The 20,997-nt window shown below is 62.8% G+C and carries 24 protein-coding genes; 14 read left to right on the forward strand and 10 right to left on the reverse strand.

The window, feature by feature from the left end:
* Positions 1–70: 70 nt before the first annotated feature.
* Positions 71–385, reverse strand: coding sequence for a DUF1476 domain-containing protein (locus tag C1A35_RS09590; RefSeq protein WP_104664097.1), 315 nt, complete (start codon positions 383–385; stop codon positions 71–73).
* A gap of 331 nt (positions 386–716) precedes the next feature.
* Between C1A35_RS09590 and purC the strand changes: the two genes are divergently transcribed.
* From purC to C1A35_RS09610, 4 genes are all read left to right on the forward strand, one after another.
* A complete protein-coding gene (purC, locus tag C1A35_RS09595) occupies positions 717–1,481 on the forward strand; it encodes a phosphoribosylaminoimidazolesuccinocarboxamide synthase (protein ID WP_034794646.1) in 765 nt (254 codons plus the stop codon).
* 16 nt (positions 1,482–1,497) lie between these two features.
* Positions 1,498–1,740: a phosphoribosylformylglycinamidine synthase subunit PurS gene (purS, locus tag C1A35_RS09600; RefSeq protein ID WP_034794427.1), complete on the forward strand. Its 243-nt coding sequence runs from the start codon at positions 1,498–1,500 to the stop codon at positions 1,738–1,740.
* A 174-nt stretch (positions 1,741–1,914) separates the two neighbouring features.
* Positions 1,915–2,586, forward strand: coding sequence for a phosphoribosylformylglycinamidine synthase subunit PurQ (gene purQ / locus C1A35_RS09605; protein WP_104664098.1), 672 nt, complete (start codon positions 1,915–1,917; stop codon positions 2,584–2,586).
* A gap of 56 nt (positions 2,587–2,642) precedes the next feature.
* Positions 2,643–3,050: a hypothetical protein gene (locus tag C1A35_RS09610; protein ID WP_104664099.1), complete on the forward strand. Its 408-nt coding sequence runs from the start codon at positions 2,643–2,645 to the stop codon at positions 3,048–3,050.
* 96 nt (positions 3,051–3,146) lie between these two features.
* Here the strand turns inward: C1A35_RS09610 and C1A35_RS36360 are convergent, their stop codons facing one another.
* Complete coding sequence (locus C1A35_RS36360) at positions 3,147–3,452, reverse strand: DUF1127 domain-containing protein (protein WP_234822842.1); 306 nt, start codon at positions 3,450–3,452, stop codon at positions 3,147–3,149.
* Positions 3,453–3,483: 31 nt separating this feature from the next.
* On the opposite strand from C1A35_RS36360, the gene C1A35_RS09620 reads away from it, so the two are divergent.
* The 8 genes from C1A35_RS09620 (at position 3,484) to C1A35_RS09655 (ending at position 12,304) form a co-directional block, all read left to right on the forward strand.
* On the forward strand, positions 3,484–4,902 hold the full coding sequence (locus C1A35_RS09620) for an aminotransferase-like domain-containing protein (protein WP_104664100.1): 1,419 nt from the start codon (positions 3,484–3,486) through the stop codon (positions 4,900–4,902).
* Positions 4,903–4,994: 92 nt separating this feature from the next.
* Positions 4,995–5,573 carry an acyloxyacyl hydrolase gene (locus C1A35_RS09625; protein ID WP_104664101.1) on the forward strand — a complete coding sequence of 193 codons (579 nt, stop codon included), beginning with the start codon at positions 4,995–4,997 and terminating at the stop codon, positions 5,571–5,573.
* A 197-nt stretch (positions 5,574–5,770) separates the two neighbouring features.
* Positions 5,771–8,002, forward strand: coding sequence for a phosphoribosylformylglycinamidine synthase subunit PurL (purL, locus tag C1A35_RS09630; protein WP_104664102.1), 2,232 nt, complete (start codon positions 5,771–5,773; stop codon positions 8,000–8,002).
* 236 nt (positions 8,003–8,238) lie between these two features.
* Positions 8,239–8,472 carry a BolA family protein gene (locus C1A35_RS09635; RefSeq protein ID WP_034794447.1) on the forward strand — a complete coding sequence of 78 codons (234 nt, stop codon included), beginning with the start codon at positions 8,239–8,241 and terminating at the stop codon, positions 8,470–8,472.
* A 6-nt stretch (positions 8,473–8,478) separates the two neighbouring features.
* Positions 8,479–8,724, forward strand: coding sequence for a hypothetical protein (locus C1A35_RS09640; protein ID WP_104664103.1), 246 nt, complete (start codon positions 8,479–8,481; stop codon positions 8,722–8,724).
* A 131-nt stretch (positions 8,725–8,855) separates the two neighbouring features.
* Positions 8,856–9,194: a Grx4 family monothiol glutaredoxin gene (gene grxD, locus C1A35_RS09645; protein WP_104664104.1), complete on the forward strand. Its 339-nt coding sequence runs from the start codon at positions 8,856–8,858 to the stop codon at positions 9,192–9,194.
* A 477-nt stretch (positions 9,195–9,671) separates the two neighbouring features.
* Positions 9,672–10,910: a multidrug effflux MFS transporter gene (locus C1A35_RS09650; RefSeq protein ID WP_104664105.1), complete on the forward strand. Its 1,239-nt coding sequence runs from the start codon at positions 9,672–9,674 to the stop codon at positions 10,908–10,910.
* Positions 10,911–11,011: 101 nt separating this feature from the next.
* A complete protein-coding gene (locus C1A35_RS09655; RefSeq protein ID WP_104664106.1) occupies positions 11,012–12,304 on the forward strand; it encodes a multidrug effflux MFS transporter in 1,293 nt (430 codons plus the stop codon).
* A gap of 71 nt (positions 12,305–12,375) precedes the next feature.
* Here C1A35_RS09655 and C1A35_RS09660 read toward each other — a convergent pair whose 3' ends face one another.
* From C1A35_RS09660 to C1A35_RS09680, 5 genes are all read right to left on the reverse strand, one after another.
* The gene (locus C1A35_RS09660) at positions 12,376–13,200 is read right to left on the reverse strand and encodes an inositol monophosphatase family protein (protein ID WP_104664107.1); all 825 of its coding nucleotides are present in this window, start codon (positions 13,198–13,200) and stop codon (positions 12,376–12,378) included.
* Positions 13,197–14,081 carry a tRNA 2-thiocytidine(32) synthetase TtcA gene (ttcA, locus tag C1A35_RS09665; protein WP_104664108.1) on the reverse strand — a complete coding sequence of 295 codons (885 nt, stop codon included), beginning with the start codon at positions 14,079–14,081 and terminating at the stop codon, positions 13,197–13,199. The genes C1A35_RS09660 and ttcA overlap by 4 nt, the downstream gene beginning before the upstream one ends.
* A 132-nt stretch (positions 14,082–14,213) precedes the next feature.
* Complete coding sequence (locus C1A35_RS09670) at positions 14,214–15,161, reverse strand: glutaminase (RefSeq protein ID WP_104664109.1); 948 nt, start codon at positions 15,159–15,161, stop codon at positions 14,214–14,216.
* 153 nt (positions 15,162–15,314) lie between these two features.
* Positions 15,315–15,932, reverse strand: coding sequence for a 30S ribosomal protein S4 (gene rpsD, locus C1A35_RS09675; protein WP_104664110.1), 618 nt, complete (start codon positions 15,930–15,932; stop codon positions 15,315–15,317).
* A gap of 228 nt (positions 15,933–16,160) precedes the next feature.
* Entirely contained in the window at positions 16,161–16,688 is a 528-nt protein-coding gene (locus C1A35_RS09680) for a MarR family winged helix-turn-helix transcriptional regulator (protein WP_104664111.1), read from the reverse strand.
* A gap of 109 nt (positions 16,689–16,797) precedes the next feature.
* Between C1A35_RS09680 and C1A35_RS09685 the strand changes: the two genes are divergently transcribed.
* Entirely contained in the window at positions 16,798–17,133 is a 336-nt protein-coding gene (locus C1A35_RS09685) for a cupin domain-containing protein (protein ID WP_199772899.1), read from the forward strand.
* 79 nt (positions 17,134–17,212) lie between these two features.
* Here C1A35_RS09685 and C1A35_RS09690 read toward each other — a convergent pair whose 3' ends face one another.
* Positions 17,213–18,733 carry an ATP-binding protein gene (locus C1A35_RS09690; RefSeq protein WP_104664113.1) on the reverse strand — a complete coding sequence of 507 codons (1,521 nt, stop codon included), beginning with the start codon at positions 18,731–18,733 and terminating at the stop codon, positions 17,213–17,215.
* Between the two features lie 343 nt (positions 18,734–19,076).
* Here C1A35_RS09690 and C1A35_RS09695 point away from each other — a divergent pair, with 343 nt between their 5' ends.
* On the forward strand, positions 19,077–19,262 hold the full coding sequence (locus C1A35_RS09695) for a hypothetical protein (protein WP_104664114.1): 186 nt from the start codon (positions 19,077–19,079) through the stop codon (positions 19,260–19,262).
* Here the strand turns inward: C1A35_RS09695 and murI are convergent.
* Positions 19,259–20,104: a glutamate racemase gene (gene murI, locus C1A35_RS09700; RefSeq protein ID WP_104664115.1), complete on the reverse strand. Its 846-nt coding sequence runs from the start codon at positions 20,102–20,104 to the stop codon at positions 19,259–19,261. The two genes, C1A35_RS09695 and murI, sit on opposite strands and share 4 nt — an antisense overlap.
* Complete coding sequence (locus C1A35_RS09705; RefSeq protein ID WP_104664116.1) at positions 20,091–20,936, reverse strand: RNA methyltransferase; 846 nt, start codon at positions 20,934–20,936, stop codon at positions 20,091–20,093. The genes murI and C1A35_RS09705 overlap by 14 nt, the downstream gene beginning before the upstream one ends.
* Between the last annotated feature and the right edge of the window lie 61 nt (positions 20,937–20,997).

The raw sequence follows: 20,997 nt of genomic DNA on the forward strand, positions 1-20,997 counted from the left end.
CGCACAAATGAAAACCGCCCATCCTGGTGGACGGGCGGCGCTTCAATTCGTGACGTGACAGCCTTTCGGCTTACTTGCTCTGAACCTGCTGGACCGCTTCACCGAGCAGCTCGAGCATCCGCACGCGGATCTGATCTTCGGTCTGGGCGACGCCCGCCGCGTCGAAATCCGCCTTGATCTTGCGCACGACGTCTTCGTGGCCGGCCTCTTCGAAATCGGCGGCCACAACTTCGTTGGCATAGGCGTCGGCGTCGGCCTTGCCGAGCAGGCCGGCGGCCCACAGGCCGAGCAGCTTGTTGCGACGCGCTTCAGCCTTGAACCTCAGCTCTTCGTCCATCGCAAATTTCGCTTCGAAGGCCTTTTCGCGATCCTGCATCGACGTCATCAATCAATCTCCCTGAGAATTCCATGTCTGAAATCAGTTTATCGCCATAAATCAAAACACAGGTCAAACTGCAATGCGAACTTTTCCGGTTTGATGACTTTCATGTTACCCTTTGCGCGTTCCTTAAATCGCATCTGATCGCGGACGAGAGCATCGCCGCCTCGTGAGGCGGCAGTAACCTTGGCGCACTTTGAGAAGACGCGCGGCGCCCTATGCAAATCAGGGGAACGGGAAGATACGCCGATTGTGAAATCGGTTCTTTTCGGCTATGGACCCCGAGAGATAGTCCACGCGCGTCCCGAGAGCGCCAACAACCACAGAGACAAAATCCATGAATCGTCGCCGCCGTATCTACGAGGGCAAGGCCAAGATCCTCTATGAGGGTCCGGAGCCGGGCACGCTCATCCAGTTCTTCAAGGACGACGCGACCGCCTTCAACAAGAAAAAGCATGACGTCATCGACGGCAAGGGTGTGCTGAACAACCGGATTTCCGAGTATATCTTCACCCACCTCAACAAGATCGGCATCCCGACGCACTTCATCCGCCGCCTCAACATGCGCGAGCAGTTGATCAAGGAAGTCGAGATCATCCCGCTTGAGATTGTCGTGCGCAACGTGGCCGCCGGCTCGCTGGCCAAGCGCCTCGGCATCGAGGAAGGAACCGTCCTTCCCCGCTCGATCATCGAGTTCTACTACAAGGCCGATGCGCTCGAAGACCCGATGGTCTCGGAAGAGCACATCACTGCCTTCGGCTGGGCAAGCCCCCAGGAACTCGACGACATCATGGCGCTTGCCATCCGCATCAACGACTTCCTCTCGGGCCTGTTCCTCGGCGTCGGCATCCAGCTCGTCGATTTCAAGATCGAGTGCGGCCGCCTTTTCGAGGGCGACATGATGCGCATCGTGCTTGCTGACGAGATCTCGCCGGACAGCTGCCGTCTCTGGGACATCGAGACCCGCGAGAAGCTCGACAAGGATCGTTTCCGCCGCGACCTCGGTGGCCTCGTCGAGGCCTATCAGGAAGTCGCCCGCCGTCTCGGCATCATGAACGAGAACGAACCCGTGCGTGGCACCGGTCCGGTTCTGGTAAAATAACTTCGGGGAAATCAAAGTGATCAAGGCACGTGTAACCGTGACGCTGAAGAACGGCGTTCTCGATCCGCAGGGCAAGGCAATCGAAGGCGCACTCGGCGCGCTCGGCTTCGACGGCATCGGCCAGGTTCGTCAGGGCAAGGTCTTCGACCTGCAGATCGAATCCGCAGACAAGGCCAAGGCCGAGGAAGACTTGAAGGCCATGTGCGAAAAGCTGCTCGCCAACACGGTGATCGAGAACTACAGCATCTCGTTCGCCTGATCGGCTGGCCCTCGGGCCCGATCCGAACCACGGTCCGCGCCTCAGGCGCGGAACCGACGCTATAAACGCCAAGGCAGTCGACGCCCTCGGGGCAGATCTGCTTGAGGCGCAGGAGGTGCCAGGCTCGTTCGGGTGCGGCATCGAAACCACCTCGCCGCTTACGGAGACAGAGTTATGAAGTCAGCCGTCGTCCAGCTTCCGGGCCTCAACCGCGACCGCGACATGATCGCGGCCCTCACCAAGATTTCCGGCAAGGCTCCGGTCACCGTCTGGCAGACGGAAACCGACATCCCGGATGTCGACCTGATCGTCATTCCCGGCGGCTTTTCCTATGGCGACTACTTGCGCTGCGGCGCGATCGCCGCGCGCATGCCCGTCATGCAGGCGATCAAGGCCAAGGCCGAAAAGGGCGTCAAGGTTCTGGGCGTCTGCAACGGCTTCCAGATCCTCGTCGAGGCCGGCCTCCTGCCCGGCGCGCTGATGCGCAATGCGTCGCTCAAGTTCGTCTGCCGCGAGGTCAAGCTCGAAGTGGTCAACGCCGACACCGACTTTACCCGCGCCTATTCCAAGGGCCAGGTGATCCGCTCGCCGGTCGCCCACCACGACGGCAACTATTTTGCTGACGCCGAGACGCTGAAGACGATCGAAGGCAATGGCCAGGTCGTGTTCCGCTATGCCGAGGGCACCAATCCGAACGGCTCGATGAACGACATCGCCGGCGTCATGAATGGCCAGGGCAACGTGCTCGGCATGATGCCGCATCCGGAAAACCTGATCGAAGCCGCGCATGGCGGCTCCGACGGCCGCGGCCTCTTTGCTTCTGCGCTTGAAGTAATCGCCGCTTAACCATCCGGCTGATAGAAGGCATTCGACCCATCCCCCATTTGCGAGCGAGACAGTCGATGCCTTCTTTCCTCCCCGGACGCCTCACCGGCCTTGCCTGCGCCACGTTCGGTCTGGCTCTTCTGGCCTCGTGCCAGTCGCCGAAGCCGCCGGCGCCGAGCCCGAACACGGCGGCATTGCCGACCATGGAGCGCGTGGCGCTCGGCGCCAACAGCTGCTGGTTCAAATCCGGCGATGCCGCCTTCAAGTCCTATCGCCTGGCCCCGGAGCTCAATTCCTTCTCCGGCCGCCCGCGCATCCTGATCGTGCCGCGCAAGTCGCCGGAAGCGCGCCCCCTCGCCGTCGTTCAGGCCGAAGGAAATCCGGCCCGCCTGCAGGCCTTCGGGCCGCTGATGAGCGAACCGACGGGAACACGCATGGCCGCCGACATCAAGCGCTGGGCCGCGGGCGGACAAGGCTGCAAGTAGCCCCAAGTCGAATTGTCGAATGATCCAAGGGCCGGTCGACCTCAAAAGGGCGCCGGCCCTCAGTGTTTTGTCTGACAGTCGTACCGCTCTGATCGGTCAGCGCCAGAACGGGACATTCGACTCCTGGCGCGCATCCTTTTCGCAAATGCCGATATCCTTGAGCTGCCAGTCGCTCATTTCACCGAGCGCGAGCCGACCGCGACGCTTGGCCGCCAGTGCGCAGTAGAGCCCCCACAGTCGCTTCAGCAGGCCTTCGCGTTCGTCCGAATAGTTGCCGCCCAGCAATGTGCTGGTGCGCTCGATGGACCGTGCTTCCGAGCGGGACAAACAAATTGTATCAATTGTACTCATTGATAACCCCAATGCAGCGATTGTTACCGTTATATCGGTGATAATTGACATATTCTCTGCTGTAATCTAAAGAATTGTCACTATGACAAATTGGCTCCCGGACATTCAGCAAGGTCACGGTCCGCTCTATGCGCGGATTGCCGATCAGATCGAGCATGCAATTGGCAACGGCGCCCTGCCCGTCGGCGCCAAATTGCCACCGCAACGCAACCTCGCCTACGATATCGGGGTGACAATCGGCACGATCGGTCGAGCGTACAATATTGTCCGCGAGCGCGGCCTGGTGAGTGGCGAAGTCGGGCGCGGCACCTATGTGCTAGACCACCCCGAAAGCCGCCCGCCGGAGCAATCGGACCCGCTGACGACGTCCCTCGCCGGCACCCGGCCGCTGGTGGCGCCGGTCGGCAAGCTCCGGTTTGACAGCACCGCCGCGCCGGATATCGGCCAGGGCACGGTCTTGAGCGACTTGCTGAGCGAAATCAGCCACGAACATCATGCCGATATCGCAAGCTACGCGCGCAACTTCCCGGATCACTGGTTCGAGGCGGGCTGCCTGTGGCTGGGGCGCGGTGGCTTCCGCCCTAGGCCGGAAAACATCGTGCCGACGCTCGGCGCCCATGCGGCGGTCGTTGCCGTGATCGCCGCGGTGACGGCCCCCGGCGATCGCATCGCCTTCGAGACGCTGACCTATTCGCAGGTCAGTCGCAGCGTCGGCCTGATCGGTCGCCGCACGACGATGGTCGAATCCGACGCTTTCGGCATGATCCCCGACGACTTCGAGCGCGTCTGCGCGCAGCAGCATCCGAAGCTCGCCTTCCTGATGCCGAGCGCGCAAAATCCGACAGTGGCGGTCATGCCACTCGCACGCCGCCAGGCGATCGCCGATATCGCCCGCAAATATGGCGTGTGGCTGGTCGAAGACGACCTCTACGGTGCCATGACCGGCGATCAGACCCCGTTGCTCGCCGAACTGGCGCCGGAACGCACTTTCCTTGTCGGTGGTCTGTCGAAATCGGTCGCCGCCGGCGTCCGCGGTGGCTGGGTCGCCTGCCCTCCGAATTTCGGCCAACGCATCCGCATCGCCCACAAGATGGTCAGCGGCGGCTTGCCTTTCATCCTCGCCGAACTCTGCGCCCGGCTGGTGCTTTCCGGTTCGGCCGCAGCCTTGCGCAGCCAGGGCATCGAGGAGGTACGCGCCCGCGAGGCAATCGCGCGGGAAGTCTTCGAAGGCATCGAGTTCGCCTCCCATCCCTGCATTCCGTTCCTCTGGATGAAGTTGCCGGATCCCTGGCTGTCCGGCACCTTCAAGCAGGCAGCGCTGCAGGAGGGCGTGCTCGTCGACGACGAGGACGAGTTCAAGGCCGGCCGCACCGATCGCGTCTTCCATCGGATCCGAATCGGCTTTTCCTCACCGCCGCAGCGCGCCGAGGTCAGGGCTGGTTTCCAGACGCTCAAGCGGCTGCTCGACAGCGGCCGAGCCGGCTACGACAGTTTCGAGTGACTATCGAAATCGACGGGGTGACTTTCACGCAAGCTTCCGCATCATACTGTTTTAGCAGTCTTGCGTAGATGATTCGTCCCCAAGGATTTCGCATGCCGCTACCGCTCAGTCTTGCCCAGTCACGCCGCATCGCCTGCCTTCTTCTCACCACAACCACGCTGATCGCCGTACCCGCCCTGGCTGCGGACCAGGTTTTCGACGAAATGCGCTTTGGTGTGACGACGTCGATTGCCAGTGGCGACAAGCAGGAGGACGGGGTCTTTCCGTCGTTCACGGTCTACTTCGACCCGTTCGATGCTGATGGTGCGGCCGATCTCGGCGATAAGCTGCTGCGACCGCGCGTCTATACCGGCGCTGCCGTGGCCACCTCGTCGAATGGTGTCAATGAGGCCTATGCCGGCTTGAGTTGGACCTTCGATATGACTGAGCGTCTCTTCGTGGAGTTCGGCGCGGGCGGCACGGTTCACGATGGTGATCTCGACGATCCCAATGGCGATGGTCCGCAGCTCGGCTGTCGCTTGCTCTTCCGCGAATACGCCGCCGCAGGCGTGCGCCTCGACGAACACTGGAACGTTTCGGCGACCGTTGAACACGCCTCCCACGCCAATCTCTGCGACGGTCCCAACAACGGCCTGACACGCGCCGGCCTCGCGCTCGGCTACAAGTTCTAAGGTTGGCTGCCGCAGCCGCCTTTTCCAACGCGTCGCACGGGCGTGAGCCGCTGTTGATCGCCCGTATTTTTCTGTCGCGCCGCGCCGCAGCATAGGTTAAAGAAGCCGCAAAGCGCCCCCTGTTTGTGTTGCGGTTCGCACGCGCCATATTCCTCTTTCGTGGATTGCGCGCCGCCCGAAGGATTTGACGGACGACGATGACGATTTCCAACACTCGCCCCATCACCCCGGACCTCATCGCATCGCACGGGCTGAAGCCTGACGAATACGAGCGCATTCTCGGCCTGATCGGGCGCGAGCCGACCTTTACCGAGCTCGGCATCTTCTCGGCCATGTGGAACGAGCACTGCTCCTACAAGTCCTCGAAGAAGTGGCTGCGCACGCTGCCGACCAAGGGCCCGCGCGTCATCCAGGGTCCGGGTGAAAACGCCGGCGTCGTCGATATCGATGACGGCGATTGCGTCGTCTTCAAGATGGAGAGCCACAACCACCCGTCCTACATCGAGCCCTACCAGGGCGCGGCAACGGGCGTTGGCGGCATCCTGCGCGACGTCTTCACCATGGGCGCGCGTCCCGTGGCGGCCATGAACGCGCTCCGCTTCGGTGCACCGGATCATCCGAAGACCCGCCATCTCGTCTCGGGCGTCGTTGCCGGCGTCGGCGGCTACGGCAATTCCTTCGGCGTTCCGACCGTCGGCGGCGAAGTCGAGTTCGACGCCCGCTACAACGGCAACATCCTCGTCAACGCCTTTGCTGCCGGCCTCGCCAAGAGCGATGCCATCTTCTACTCGAAGGCGGAAGGCGTGGGCCTTCCGGTCGTCTATCTCGGCGCCAAGACCGGCCGCGACGGCGTCGGCGGCGCAACCATGGCGTCGGCCGAATTCGACGAGTCGATCGAAGAGAAGCGTCCGACCGTTCAGGTCGGCGACCCCTTCACCGAAAAGTGCCTGCTCGAAGCCTGCCTCGAACTGATGACGACGGGCGCCGTTATCGCCATCCAGGACATGGGTGCTGCCGGCCTCACCTGCTCGGCCGTCGAAATGGGCGCCAAGGGCGACCTCGGCATCGAGCTCGACCTCGACATGGTGCCGGTGCGCGAAGAGCGCATGACCGCCTATGAAATGATGCTGTCGGAGAGCCAGGAGCGCATGCTCATGGTGCTGGAGCCGGCCAAGGAAGAGGTCGCCAAGGCGATCTTCGTCAAGTGGGGCCTCGATTTCGCGATCGTCGGCAAGACCACCGACGACCTGCGCTTCCGCATCCTGCACCAGGGCGAGGAAGTCGCAAACCTGCCGATCAAGGAACTGGGCGACGAAGCCCCGGAATACGATCGTCCCTGGACCCCGGCCAAGACCGCGGCACCGCTTGCAACCAACGACATTCCGGCTGCCGACGTCGCCGACGCGCTCGTCAAGCTTGTTGGCTCGGCCAACAACTCGTCGCGCCGCTGGGTCTATGAACAGTACGATACGCTGATCCAGGGCAATTCACTACAGCTGCCGGGCGGCGACGCCGGCGTCGTGCGCGTCGAAGGCCACGTCTCCAAGGCACTTGCCTTCTCGTCCGACGTCACCCCGCGTTACGTCGAAGCCGACGCCTTCGAGGGCGGCAAGCAGGCCGTTGCCGAGTGCTGGCGCAACCTGACGGCAACCGGTGCACTGCCGCTGGCGGCCACCGACAACCTCAACTTCGGCAACCCGGAACGTCCTGAAATCATGAGCCAGCTGGTTCATGCGATCAAAGGCATCGGCGAAGCCTGCACCGCGCTCGATTTCCCGATCGTGTCGGGCAACGTCTCGCTCTACAACGAGACCAACGGCCAGGCGATCCTGCCGACCCCGACGATCGGTGGCGTTGGCCTGATCAAGGACTGGTCGAAGATGGCGCGCATCCGTTTTGCCGCGGAAGGCGAAACCATCCTCGTCGCCGGCGCACCTGCCGGTCTCGGCGCGCACATCGCCCAGTCGGTCTACATGCGTGACATCCACGGCCGCACCGACGGTCCGGCGCCGCATGTCGATCTGGCCCATGAGCGCAAGGTCGGCGATTTCGTCCGCGGGCTGATCGTCGATGGTCTCGTTACCGCCGTGCACGATTGCTCGTCGGGCGGTCTGGCGCTCGCCGTTGCCGAAATGGCGATGGCCTCCGGCATCGGCGCCACGGTCGACGCTGTCGCCGGCCATGACCCGATCGCCACCTTCTATGGCGAGGATCAGGGACGCTACGTTCTGACGGTTGCGGCCGGCGCACTCGATGCGGTTGCCGCTCGGGCAAGGGCCGCAGGTGTCTCGCTTCCGGTGATTGGCAAGACCGGTGGCGATACCGTCAAGCTCGGCGATACCAGGGCCGTTTCGATCGCGGAGCTCAGCACTGCGCACGAAGGCTGGTTCCCTGAGTTCATGCACGGCGACCTCGCGCCTGAGAACTAAGAACAGGCAACGGGAGCCCCGCGGTTGGCGGCTCCCGTTCTGCCTTTTGCCAGAGATGGCAAAAGCCCGTGCGGACCGGTTGGAACGCATGTGTTGATCGGCTCTGCCTTCCGTCGATTGGCTTCCCTCACCCAATTCAGCAATTGCGTTTCGCCCCTGAATCGTGGTTCCCTTGTTTCATGGACGACGTCGGCAAAGCTGCTGACGTTGCAGAATAAAAAGGGAGTTGGCGTATCATGCCCATGACACCAGGCGACATCGAAGACATGATCAAGGCGGGGATTCCCGGAGCCAAGGTCACGATCCGCGATCTGGCCGGTGACGGCGACCACTATGCCGCCGAAGTCGTGGCCGAGGCGTTTCGTGGCAAGAGCCGCGTGCAGCAGCACCAGATGGTCTACAATGCCTTGAAGGGCAATATGGGCGGCGTGCTGCATGCGCTTGCCCTGCAGACGAGCGCGCCGGAGTGACCCGGCGTGGCTGATCTGATCAAGGAACTCGTCAGCGGCGTCGTCGACAGCGCGCTGAAGGAAATTCTGAGGAAGACCGGCGTCAAGCGCACGACCACCAAGCGGACGAAGCGCCGGACCAGGACCACGTCTTCCGGCGGCGGCATCCTCGGGGATATCCTGGAGGCGGCGATCCGCAAGCCGGCCAAGAAGCAGGTCAGCCGTCGCAAGACGGCTGCGGCACGCAGCAAGACCCGTCGCCGCACGGCTTGAGTGGTATTAAAACCACATCTTGAGGCCCATCAATATTTGTTGCGATTGGGTGGTGAAAATCACCGATATGCATGCTATCTAAGACCCAATCGATATCCGGCCCTTGAAGCCGGCGCAGGAAGGAAGACAGGATGAGCGGAATTCACGAATTCATCGACAACGAAGTCAAGACGAACGATGTGGTGCTCTTCATGAAGGGTACGCCGCAGTTCCCGCAGTGTGGCTTCTCCGGTCAGGTGGTCCAGATTCTCGACTACATCGGCGTCGACTACAAGGGCATCAATGTGCTCGCCGACGCGGACTTGCGCCAGGGCATCAAGGACTATTCCAACTGGCCGACGATCCCGCAGCTCTACGTCAAGGGCGAATTCGTCGGCGGTTGCGACATCGTGCGCGAGATGTTCCAGGCCGGCGAACTGCAGTCCCACCTTTCCGAGCAGGGTATCGCCGTCAAGGGCGCTGCCGCCTAACGCAAGGACGCCTTGTCCCGATCGATCGGAGAAGGCGGGCAACCGCCTTTTTTGATTCGGACATTCCCGTCCGGATTTCGATTTTTGTTGTCTTCCCAAAGGCTTTGCGCGCTTGGTTCGCGCAATGACCGTTTGAATGTTTGTGAAAGCAGGCTTCCTTCCTGAAACGTTTCCGGCGTTCTGAGGCGGAGCTTGGGGCCGATTTTCGGCCTGTCATGAAGCAGTCGCGATCGTTCGGCATAAGCAGCGGCGGTTCCCGCTCCGGCCCTCCCGGCCGGAAATGAACCCGTCGCTGTCACTCGATGCTCCCGTCTTTTCATGCAGGCCCCGGTCCATATGGTGCGGCTGTCCGGTCGCTCCTGCCTGAAATCCCCGTGCCGACCGGCATCAAGCCAGCCGACATCATTCTTGTCCGGACGCGTCCGGACCCAGACCTGTTTCGTACGCGCCAAGGGCGCGCCGCTAGGACTTTTGACAATGACCAGCACGACCAACGACGACGCCCTGCCCGGCCTCACGAAGTTCCAGTTCATTGCGCTGATGGCCACGCTGATGGCGACGAACGCGATCTCGATCGACATCATGCTGCCGGGCCTCCAGGAAATCGGCGCGAGCCTTGGCGTCGCGAGCGAGAACGAGCGGCAGTACATCATCACGGCCTACCTGCTTGGCATGGGCGTGGCGCAACTGTTCTTCGGTCCGCTGTCGGATCGTTTTGGCCGCAAGCCACCGCTTCTGGCCGGCCTTGCCCTTTATGCGGTCTGCGCGATCGCGATCGCGGTCGTGCCAACCTTCGGCCTCATGCTCGCCCTGCGCTTCGTACAGGGTGCGGGCGCTGCGGCAACGCGCGTCATCACTATCTCGATCGTCCGCGACGTCTATGGCGGCCGGCAGATGGCCGAGGTGATGTCGCTGGTCATGATGGTGTTCATGATCGTGCCGGTGATCGCGCCGTCGATCGGCCAGCTCATCATCAGCCTTGCCGAATGGCACATGATCTTCGTCGTCGTCGCGCTCTATGCCGTGATGAACATCGCAATCGTGCTGTCGAAGCTCGGCGAGACGCTTGATCCGGCGCATCGCCGCGCCTTCACGCCGTCGGTGATCCTCAACGGTTTCCGCATTGTGCTGACGAACCGCGTGTCGTTGCTCTATACGCTCGCGACCTCGGTGATCCTTGGTGCGCTCTTCGGCTTCATCAACTCGGCGCAGCAGGTGCTCGTCGGCGTCTACGACCTCGGCGTGTGGTTCCCGCTTGTATTTGCGGCTTTCGCGAGTATGATGGCTGTCGCTTCCTTCACCAATTCCCGCCTCGTCCGCCGATTCGGCATGCGGCCGCTGTCCCACGCAGCACTCTGCGGCTTTACGCTCGCAAGCTTCGTCTGGATGTCGGCCTCGCTCTATGCGCCGCTGCCCTTCCCGGTCTTCGTGGTCCTTTACTGCGCCACGATGTTCCAGTTCGGGCTGATCGCACCGAACTTCAACGCCATGGCGATGGAGCCGCTCGGCCATGTCGCCGGCACGGCCTCTTCGGTTCTCGGCTTCATGCAGACGATCGGCGGCAGCGTGATCGGAGCCTTCATCGGCCAGTCCTTCGACGGAACGGCCACCCCGCTTGCCGCCGGCTACTTCACCGTAGCTGCGATTGGCCTCGTTTTCGTCCTGATTGCCGAACGCGGCAAGCTGTTCAAACCACACCATCAGCCGGCCGGCTGATCTCTACAGCGCCACGCGTCTCAAAAGACGCGTAAAGGTCGCTGTAGCGCTCTCAAGTGCTGGCCAGCCTTTTCCAAAGATTGAACTTACGGGTTTTCCCAATGTCCACCATCACCAATCAATCCGAACATGTCGACGGCGTCTCCGGCGCCGAGCGCCTCAACATGGGCATCGTCGAATTCATCATCACCATCGCCGTCATGACGGCGAGCGTTGCGATTGCCATCGACAGCATGCTGCCGGCGCTGCCGGCGATCGGCCAGTCCCTGAACGTCACCAACACCAACGATAGCCAGTTGGTGATCGGCGTCTTCTTCCTTGGTTTCGGCCTTTCGCAGATCTTCTTCGGCAGCCTCTCCGACGCGTTCGGCAGGCGCCGCGTGCTGCTCGGCGGCCTCGCCTTCTTCACCGTGTCGATGTTTGCCGCCGCCCTGACCGAGAGCTTCGAGACGCTGCTGATCCTGCGCTTCATCCAGGGCATCGGCGCTGCTGCGATCCGCATCACCACCATGGCGATCGTGCGCGACTGCTTCGGCGGCCGCGAAATGGCGCGCGTCATGTCCTATGTCATGATCGTCTTCATGATCGTGCCGATCGTCGCGCCCTCGATCGGTCAGCTCGTGATCCTCTATGCCAACTGGCACTGGATCTTCATCCTGATCGGCGTCATCGGGGCTATTCTCTTCGTCTGGGCCTTTTCCCGCATGAAGGAGTCCCTGCCCCGCGAGGAGCGCATGCCGCTCTCCGTCGGCGCGGTCGCCTCGGGCTTCAAGACCGTTCTCACCAACCGCATCACCTGCGGCTACATGATCGGCATGACGCTGTTTACCGCCGTCATCTGCGCCTACATCGTCACCGTCCAGCAGATTTTCGGCGAGGTTTACGGCCTCGGCGATTGGCTGCCGATCGCTTTTGCCGGCACCGCCGGCGGCATCGCGGTTGCCAACTTCGCCAACGGCTTCTTCGTCCGCAGCTTCGGCATGCGCCGTATCTCGCACGTCTCGATGATCCTGTTCACGCTGCTCTCGGTCGCGGGCTTCGTGATGTCGCTGTCGGGCACGCCGGCCTTCGTCGTCAGCTACCTGATGTTCTCGGTGCTTTTGATGTTCTTCGCGGTCATCGCAACGAACTTCACCGCGATCAGCCTGGAGCCGATGGGCCATCTCGCCGGCACCGCAACGGCGATCACCGGCTTCGTCTCGACGACCGGGGGCGCCTTGATCGGCGGCACCGTCGGCCAGCTGTTCAACGGCACGCTGCAGCCGCTCTTCGGCGGCTTCGCCCTCTTCGGCCTTCTGACGATCCTTGCCACGCTCTGGGCCGAAAAGGGCAAGCTCTTCACCCATCCCGGCGACAAGGACGTCAGCATGGATCACGGTGGCGGGCACATGTAAGCGGCTCAAATGACATGAAAAAGCCCGCCCGGAGCGATCCGGGCGGGCTTTTTGTTGGAGCACGGACCGTATCAGACCGTGAAGACCTCGCGGCGAAGCGTCTCCCAGCTTTCCTTGTCGGTCGCCAGCAGCAGGCCGCCATTGAGATGCGCGGGCAGATAGGGCGAGCCGTCGAAGCGGGCGGCATAGGCGCCGGCTTCCTGCGAAATCAGCGTGCCGGCCAAGTGGTCCCAGGGCATCAGCTTCTGGTACATCAGGAAGTGGATGTGCCCGCCGGCAAGCATGCGGTATTCGTGCGCGGCGCAGCGGTAGCTCGTGGCTATGCGAACCTTGGCCATGTTGGCCATGACTTCGCGGCGAGCCTCCTGCTTGTAGAAACCGGTCGAGGCGCCGCCGACCATGGCTTCGAGCGCGACGCCTGCGGTGACCGACATGCGCTCCTGCGTTCCGTCCGGACGGCACATCCAGGCGCCTGAGCCCTTCTCGGCGATCACCCAGTCGTTGCCGAGCGGGTCGTAGATGATGCCGGCAACCGTCTCGCCCTTGGCAACGACGCTCGCCATGACGCCGAACAGCGGCACGCCGGCGGCGAAATTGAAGGTGCCGTCGATCGGGTCGACGACGACGGCGAGATCGGCGTCCGAGAGCTTGTCGAGCAGCGCCGGATCGGCCGCAACCGATTCCTCGCCGACGAACAGCGCACCCGGCGCGACATCCTCGATGCGCGACTTGATCAGCCGCTCGGCCGCTTCGTCGGCTTCGGTCACGAGGTCGATCGCTTCCGATTTCACCCTGACGTCGCCGGCATCGAGGTTGCGGAACCGCGGCAGGATTTCTTTGACCGCCGCTTCCTGCAGGAGATTGGCAAGGCCGGCAATGTCGACGGAATGGCTCATTCTTTGGGCTCCGGTGTGAGGGACTTGAAATCGAACAGCTTGGGATCGAGCAGATGCGACGGGTTCACATGACCGAGCGCACGCAGCATCGTGTCCTTGCGGCCCGGCATGCGCCGCTCGATGTCGGAAAGCATTGCCTTCATCGCATTGCGCTCGAGGCCGTCCTGCGAGCCGCAGAGGTCGCAGGGGATGATTGGAAACTCCATGGCAGCGGCAAACTTGGCGAGATCGTCCTCGGCCGCATAGGCAAGCGGGCGAAGCAGCATCAGGTCGCCCTCGTCGTTCAAGAGCTTTGCCGGCATCGAGGCGAGCCGGCCGCCGTGGAAGAAGTTCATGAAGAAGGTTTCGAGAATGTCCTCGCGGTGATGACCGAGCACCAGCGCGTCGCAACCCTCCTCGCGGGCGATGCGATAGAGATTGCCGCGGCGCAGCCGCGAACAGAGCGAACAGTAGGTCGCGCCCGTCGGCACCTTCTCCTTCACGATCGAATAGGTGTCGCGGTACTCGATGCGATGCTTGACGCCGATCGAAGCCAGGTACTCCGGCAGGATATGTTTCGGGAAATTCGGCTGGCCCTGGTCGAGATTGCAGGCGATGAGCTCCACCGGCAACAGCCCACGCCATTTGAGGTCCATCAGCAGCGCCAGCAGGCTGTAGCTGTCCTTGCCGCCGGAAAGGCCGATCAGCCAGCGTTTGGCGCCCGTGAGCATGCCGAAATCGTCCAGCGCCTGGCGGGTCTGGCGCAACAGGCGCTTGCGCAGCTTGTTGAACGAGACGGATGACGGCATGCGGCTGAACAGCGGATGCTGACCGGCGTCGATCTCGGCATCATCGAAAAGGGTTTCAGCCGGGTCTTGTGACGCGTTGAGCGTAAGGTCCATGGCGGGGATCCTGTGCGGCAGGCGCGGGCGCAACCGGCGCCCGGCAATTCTTGCGCCAGCACTTGCCCGCTCCTGCCGTCAAGATCAAGGGAAATCGCCCGGGCCGCATTGATCGGGCCGTCGGGGGGTGGCTCAGGAGCCGAACACCGACCAGCCGGTGCGAGCGGCAAGCATTTCCAGCGCCAGAGATCCGAGTAGCGAGTTGCCGTTCTCGTTGAGGCCTGGCGACCAGACGGCGACCGAGGCCTTGCCGGGCGCGACCGCCATGATGCCGCCACCGACACCGCTTTTTCCCGGCAGGCCGACGCGGTAGGCGAAATCGCCCGAGCCGTCATAGTGGCCGCAGGTCAGCATTAGCGCGTTGATGCGCCGCGCCCGCTGGCGCGAGACGACGTTGTGGCCCGTCAACGGATTGCTGCCGCCGGCCGCCAGAAACAGGCCGGCCTTGGCGAGCTGGCTGCAGGTCATCGACAGCGCGCAATGGTGGAAGTAGACGCCGAGCACGTGGTCGACCGGGTGGTCGAGCTTGCCGAAAGAACGCATGAAATTGGCGAGCGCGAAGTTGCGGTAGCCGGTGGCCGTCTCCGAGCGCGCGACCTCATGGTCGATCACGATCTGGTCGTCGTCGGCGAGGTAGCGGACGAACTGCACGATCTCGCCGATCAGTTCCCGCGGCGTGTGGCCGGCAAGAATCAGGTCGCTGATGGTGATGGCGCCGGCATTGATGAAGGGGTTGCGCGGCTTGCCGCCCTCGTGCTCCAGCTGGACGATCGAGTTGAAGGCCGAGCCCGACGGCTCGCGGCCGACCCGGTGCCAGATGTTTTCGCCGTGCTTGCCAAGCGCGAGCGTCAGGGTGAAAACCTTGGAGACGCTCTGGATCGAGAACGGCACCTCCGCGTCACCGACGCGATAGATCTTGCCGTCGGTGGTCACGATCGCCATGCCGAAATGCTTGGGATCGACGCGGGCGAGCTGCGGGATGTAGTCGGCGACCTTGCCCTGACCGAACCTTGGGCTCAGCTCCCGATGAATGTCGTCGATGATCGCCTGCAGATCCTGCGGCTTCTGCTCTTCGGGCATCGGGCTTCCCTCTTGGTCGTCGCCTGAGGATCGAAACGACGAAACGGCGCATGTTCGCTGGGGTCCGCGGTTGCGCGGATGCTGATCGGCACGGACAAAAAAACCGCCCGTTTCCGGGCGGTTTTCGAAACGTCACAAGGCGTGAGCCCCGGATTAACGCGAATAGAATTCGACGACCAGGTGCGGTTCCATGACGACGGCGTAAGGCACGTCGGAGAGAACCGGAACGCGGACGTAGGTCGCAACCATCTTGTTGTGGTCGACTTCGATGTAGTCCGGAACGTCGCGCTCAGCGAGCTGAACCGATTCGAGAACGGTTACGAGCTGCTTGGACTTTTCCTTGACTTCGATGACGTCGCCCGGCTTGCAACGGTAGGAACCGATGTTGACGCGGACGCCGTTGACCTTGACGTGGCCGTGGTTGACGAACTGACGGGCAGCAAAGACCGTCGGAACGAACTTGGCGCGGTAGACGATCGCGTCGAGGCGCGATTCGAGCAGGCCGATCAGGTTTTCCGGGGTGTCACCCTTGCGGCGGGCAGCTTCAGCGAAGATCGCGCGGAACTGCTTCTCGCGGATGTCGCCGTAATAGCCCTTGAGCTTCTGCTTGGCGCGCAGCTGTACACCGAAGTCCGAGAGCTTGGACTTGCGGCGCTGGCCGTGCTGGCCCGGGCCGTATTCGCGGCGGTTCACCGGGGACTTCGGACGGCCCCAGATGTTTTCGCCCATACGGCGGTCAATTTTGTACTTGGACGATTCGCGCTTGCTCATCGCATTTCCTTTCAAACAGTTACACCGGCCTGTTTCCAAACCGGATCAAGGAAACACGCCCTCCTCTGAACCCATTTTCGAAGGTTCTGACAGGTTTCTCACGATCACGCAGACGGAGAAGCCACGGGACATGTCAAATGAAACACCGGACATTTCTGCCCGGCGTTGGGGCGGCTTTAGTGGGTCCGGCCCACATTGTCAAACGAAATCGTGGCAAACGGGATTGGTTCAGGCCGGGTCCACAGGTCGAACCGTCTCCAGCGAGACAAGCAGCTTCCTGAGCAGCCCCGCCAGCGCAGCCCGGTCTTCCTTGCTCAGGCCCTCCAGGTATCGCGCTTCGCTCTTCATATCCGCGCGAAAGGCCGTTTCCGCAAGGGCTCTTCCCTTCTCGGTCAGCCCCACGACGCTGCTGCGGCCGTCCGCTGCCGAACGTTCGCGCACGATCAGCCCTGCCTTCTGCAGCCGATCGAGCCGGTGGGTCAGCCCACCCGACGAGATCATCAGAAGCGTATAGAGGTCGGTCGGCGTCAGCCGGTAAGGCGGTCCGGATCGCCGAAGCGTCGAGATCACGTCGAACTCGCCGCGGTCGAGGCCGAAGGAAGCGAAGGTCTCCTCGATCGAGGGGCGCACCAGATTGGAAAGGCGGTAGGCCCGCCCGAGGATGGTCATCGGTTCGGTATCGAGGTCGGGCAGCTCGGCCGTCCACTGCGCCTGCAGCCGGTCGACATGGTCTTTTTCTTCATTGCCGCTTCGCATCGCGCACTCCGACTTTATTGACATATCTTGACGAGAAGATAGTTTTGCATAATATCTTCTCGTGAAGATAACTCATTGCAACCGGCCAGCCAAGTCGATGGAGGCGAGCATGTTTCATGTCATTCCGCGTAGCGCGCAGAAGCCAAGCCCCAAGCGGACGATCCTTTTCGAAGGCGGGCAATACGGCACGCCGATTTCGCTGTTCCTGATGGATGCGGAGCCGGGTCAGGGGCCGGCGCTGCACGTTCATCCCTATCCGGAGACATGGCTCATCCATTCCGGCGAGGCGGAATTCACAGTCGGCGAGCAAACGCTGGTCGGCACGGCCGGCGACATCATCGTCGTCGATGCCGGCACGCCCCACCGCTTCGTCAATTCGGGCACGACCCGGCTCGAAATGACCTGCATCCACGCCTCCGAGCGGGTGATCCAGGAATGGGTCTGAATAACGCTGTCGCGACCGGCGTCGCGCGTACGCCGTCTGAATAGTGTCTTTGAGAATGCTGCCTCGGCTGGTCCGGGGCTCACTCCGCCGCAGCGGCAGCAGCCGGGTCGACTGTATCGGGCCCGTTGGCATCACCCGGTGCGGTTTCGCTGCCAAGATCCGGGAAGGCAACGATGCGTTTTCCCGCGAAGTCCGCATGGATGACGATCAACCCGTGCTCCTCGAAGTAACCGAGCAGACGACGGGCCCGCCTTGCGGAATGGGTGCCATAGGCGCGCGCGATCATCGCGTCTGAAGGACACGGCAGACCACGGACGGCAGCCTGCGCCATCATCAGGAAAACGGCCTGCAGGTCCTCGGTGACGCGATCGGCAAGCTGCAAGGCCTGCGCCCAGGTTTCCGTTGCAGCGGTCTCCGCGTCGATACCGGAGCGCGCGACGGCCATCTTGCGGCGGAAGGCGCTGAGCGACATTGCCGCCCCGGACGGTAGCCGGCGAATGCGGCATCGGACCAGGAAGTCCTGAAACAGTTCCGCATCGGGGCGAAACGCGGCTTCGGGATTGCTGAGGATTTCCGCAAAGACACCGTCGAGCAGGCTCTCTTTTTCCTCGGTCGACAGCTCCGGCTGCGCCGGCCTTGCCTCGACCGGCGCGGCCGCTTCCGATCGAGGACGCGACAATTCGGCGAGGATGTCGGTCGTCGGGCGCGGCGGCGCAACCGCGCGGCGCATGATCGGCCGCGTCAGTTCCTCCGGGTCCGGCGTGAAGATCAGGTCTTCGACATCCTGCGGCGCCTCCGGCAGCGGCATCAGCTTCGGGCTCGTCGAGCGGGCCGAGGTCTCGACCGCTCCGATCGTTACCTTGAGCGGCCGGCGCGACAGCGCCGGGCCGAGCGCGACGAACGAGCCGCGCTTCAGGTCGCGGAACATTTCCGCCGTGCGCCGGTCCATGCCGAGCAGATCGGCCGCGCGCAGCATGTCGATGTCGAGGAAGGTGCGGCCCATCAGAAAGTTGGAGGCTTCCGCCGCCACGTTCTTGGCAAGCTTCGCCAGGCGCTGCGTGGCGATCACGCCGGCAAGGCCGCGCTTGCGGCCGCGGCACATGAGGTTGGTCATGGCGCCGAGCGAGATCTTGCGCACCTCCTCGGTGACGTCGCCGGCAACCGAAGGCGCAAACATCTGCGCCTCGTCGACGACGACGAGAACCGGATACCAGAATTCGCGGTCCGCATCGAACATGGCGTTCAGGAACACGCCGGCATTGCGCATCTGCTGCTCGATATCGAGGCCTTCCAGCGACAGCACGCAGGAGACGCGGTGCTGGCGGATGCGGTTGGCAATGCCGATCAACTCGGCGTCGGTCCGCTCACCCTCGACGACCACATGGCCGAACTTGTCGGCGAGCGTGACGAAATCGCCCTCGGGATCGATGATGCACTGCTGCACCCAGGGTGCGGACTGTTCCAGCAGGCGGCGCAACAGGTGCGACTTGCCCGAACCGGAATTGCCCTGCACCAGAAGACGGGTGGCCAGAAGCTCCTCGATATCGAGCGAGGCCGATGTCCCTTCGGACGTCGCTCCCATGTCGATGCCGACCTTCATGTCCACCTCTTCGTGCGAATGCGGCCCTGATGACAGGAACCGCCGTATCTTTACGTTTTCACGCTCTTCCGGTCGCAAGACCGGCGCGTCGCTGCTCAATGCTTTAGATGATTCGCGATCGCGCGGAGACCGCCATTCGGGCGACACCTAACATGGTTTTCCCGGAATGCGTGGCGCCAGGAGCGAAAACCCACAGAGAAAACGCCCACGAAAATCGCTGTTGAACTCAGGTCGCGCTGCTTTTTCCACAATAAGAAGTTGAATTGCACGCGCCCGTAACTTTCGAGAGCGCAAACCTGTCCCCATATAGGGTGACAGACGCTGAGGATTGCGTGGGGGACCGATGCAGCAGAACGAAACGGAACGCCACTTCGAGATGAACAATCTCGATCAACGGATGCGTGACGCCTACGAGCAAGGCCAACCCGTCATCTCGAAGGCGCAAGCTGAAAATACGGGCCGCAAGAACTTCCTGCTGGCGTGCGCCTTGGTCTCCCTGATCGCCATACTGCTGGCGATCCTGACCTAGTCGGCTATCTCGACCTGCCCTGCCCGCTCGGCAACGGCTGCATTTGCCGTCACCGTCAGTCCGAACCCCTGCATCAGTCGTCTCGTGGCGAAGTCCGGTTTGCCCGAGGTGAAGATCGCCGGATCGTGGCCGTTGAACGGCGCAAAGCCGTTCGGCTGCGGCACCAGCGAGCGTGCACGCCGGGCAATCGCCTCGGCCGGGTCGAGCCAGTCGACCGGCCATGGCGCAAGCCTGCGGAAGAGATTGGCCATGAAGGGATAATGCGTGCAGGCAAGCACGACGATGTCGGTCTTACGGCCGTCCAACTCGACGAAGCATGGGGCGATTTCGGCAAGCACGGTCTCGTCGTCGAGCTTTTCGCCGCGGATATAGGCCTCCGCCATCTTGGCCAGGTTCTCCGAGCCGACGAGCCGCACATGGCATTGGCTGGCAAAGGACTGGATGAGATCGCGCGTATAGGCACGCTTGACGGTACCCGGCGTCGCCAGCACGGAAACGAGCCCGGAGCGCGTGCGCTCGGCCGCCGGCTTGATCGCCGGCACCGTGCCGACGAAGGTCATCTGAGGATAGGCCGCGCGCAGATCGGCGCCGACGAGCGTGAAGGCGGTGTTGCAGGCGATCACACAGATTTCCGGATCGTGCTCGGCAAGCAGCTTGCCGAAGAGTTCGATGACCCGCTCTTTCAGCGCCGCCTCTTCCCAGCCGCCATAGGGAAAGCCGGCATCGTCGGCGACATAGATGAAGTGCCGCTCGGGCATCAGCACCCTCGCCTCGCGCAGCACGGTCAGGCCGCCGATGCCGCTGTCGAAGACGAGGATGGGTTTCAGTTCACTCGCTGTCACCTTTGTCTCGCGCTTTCCTGCTGTGTTCACCCCTGCTGTGCTCGCTTGGAGCGCCGGAGCCCCGCGGGTTTTCCCGCGTGAACCGGTCGAGCGAAGAAATGACGCCGCGCAGCACCTGGATTTCGGATTCGGTAAAGGACGGTCTGGTCAGAACCGCGCGCAGGTTCTCGATCAATTTCGGCTTTTTGTCGGCGGAGCGGAAATAGTTGCGCGCGTCGAGCGCCTCCTCGACATGTTCGAAGAGGCCCTGCAGATGCTCCTTGGTCGCCGGCCGCTGCTCGATCGCCTGGAACGAGGTCTGGTCCTCCGATTCCATGCCGGTCTTCAGCCACTCATAGGACATCAGAAGCACGGCCTGCGCGAGATTGAGCGAGGCGAAGGCCGGATTGACCGGAAAGGTCACGATCTCGTCAGCGAGCGCCACTTCCTCGTTGGTCAGGCCCGTGCGCTCGCGCCCGAAGAGGATGCCGGTCTTTTCGCCGCCCTGGAAGCGCTGGCGCAGCGTGCGCGCCGCAACGATCGGCGAGCGCACCGGCTTGTAGCCGTCGCGGTCGCGTGCCGTCGTCGCATAGACGAAGTTGAGGTCGGCGATCGCCTCCTCGACCGAACCATAGAGCTTGGCGGTGTCGATCACGTGGTCGGCGCGGCTTGCGGCAGAGCGCGCCTTTTCGCTCGGCCAGCCGTCGCGCGGATTGACGAGCCGAAGCTCCGCCAGGCCGAAATTCGCCATTGCGCGGGCGACCATGCCGATGTTTTCGCCGAGCTGCGGATAGGCGAGAATAATCGCCGGTCCTTCCGCCAGAAGTTCGCGCTCGCTGTTCGTACCTGCCATTTCCGTAGCCTTCGCCTTTCGTTCGGCGCTTCCCTTGCACAAATGGCGCAGAAATTAAAGT

It is taken from the genome of Ensifer adhaerens, assembly GCF_002940685.1.
Taxonomy (GTDB): Bacteria; Pseudomonadota; Alphaproteobacteria; order Rhizobiales; family Rhizobiaceae; genus Ensifer; species Ensifer adhaerens_E.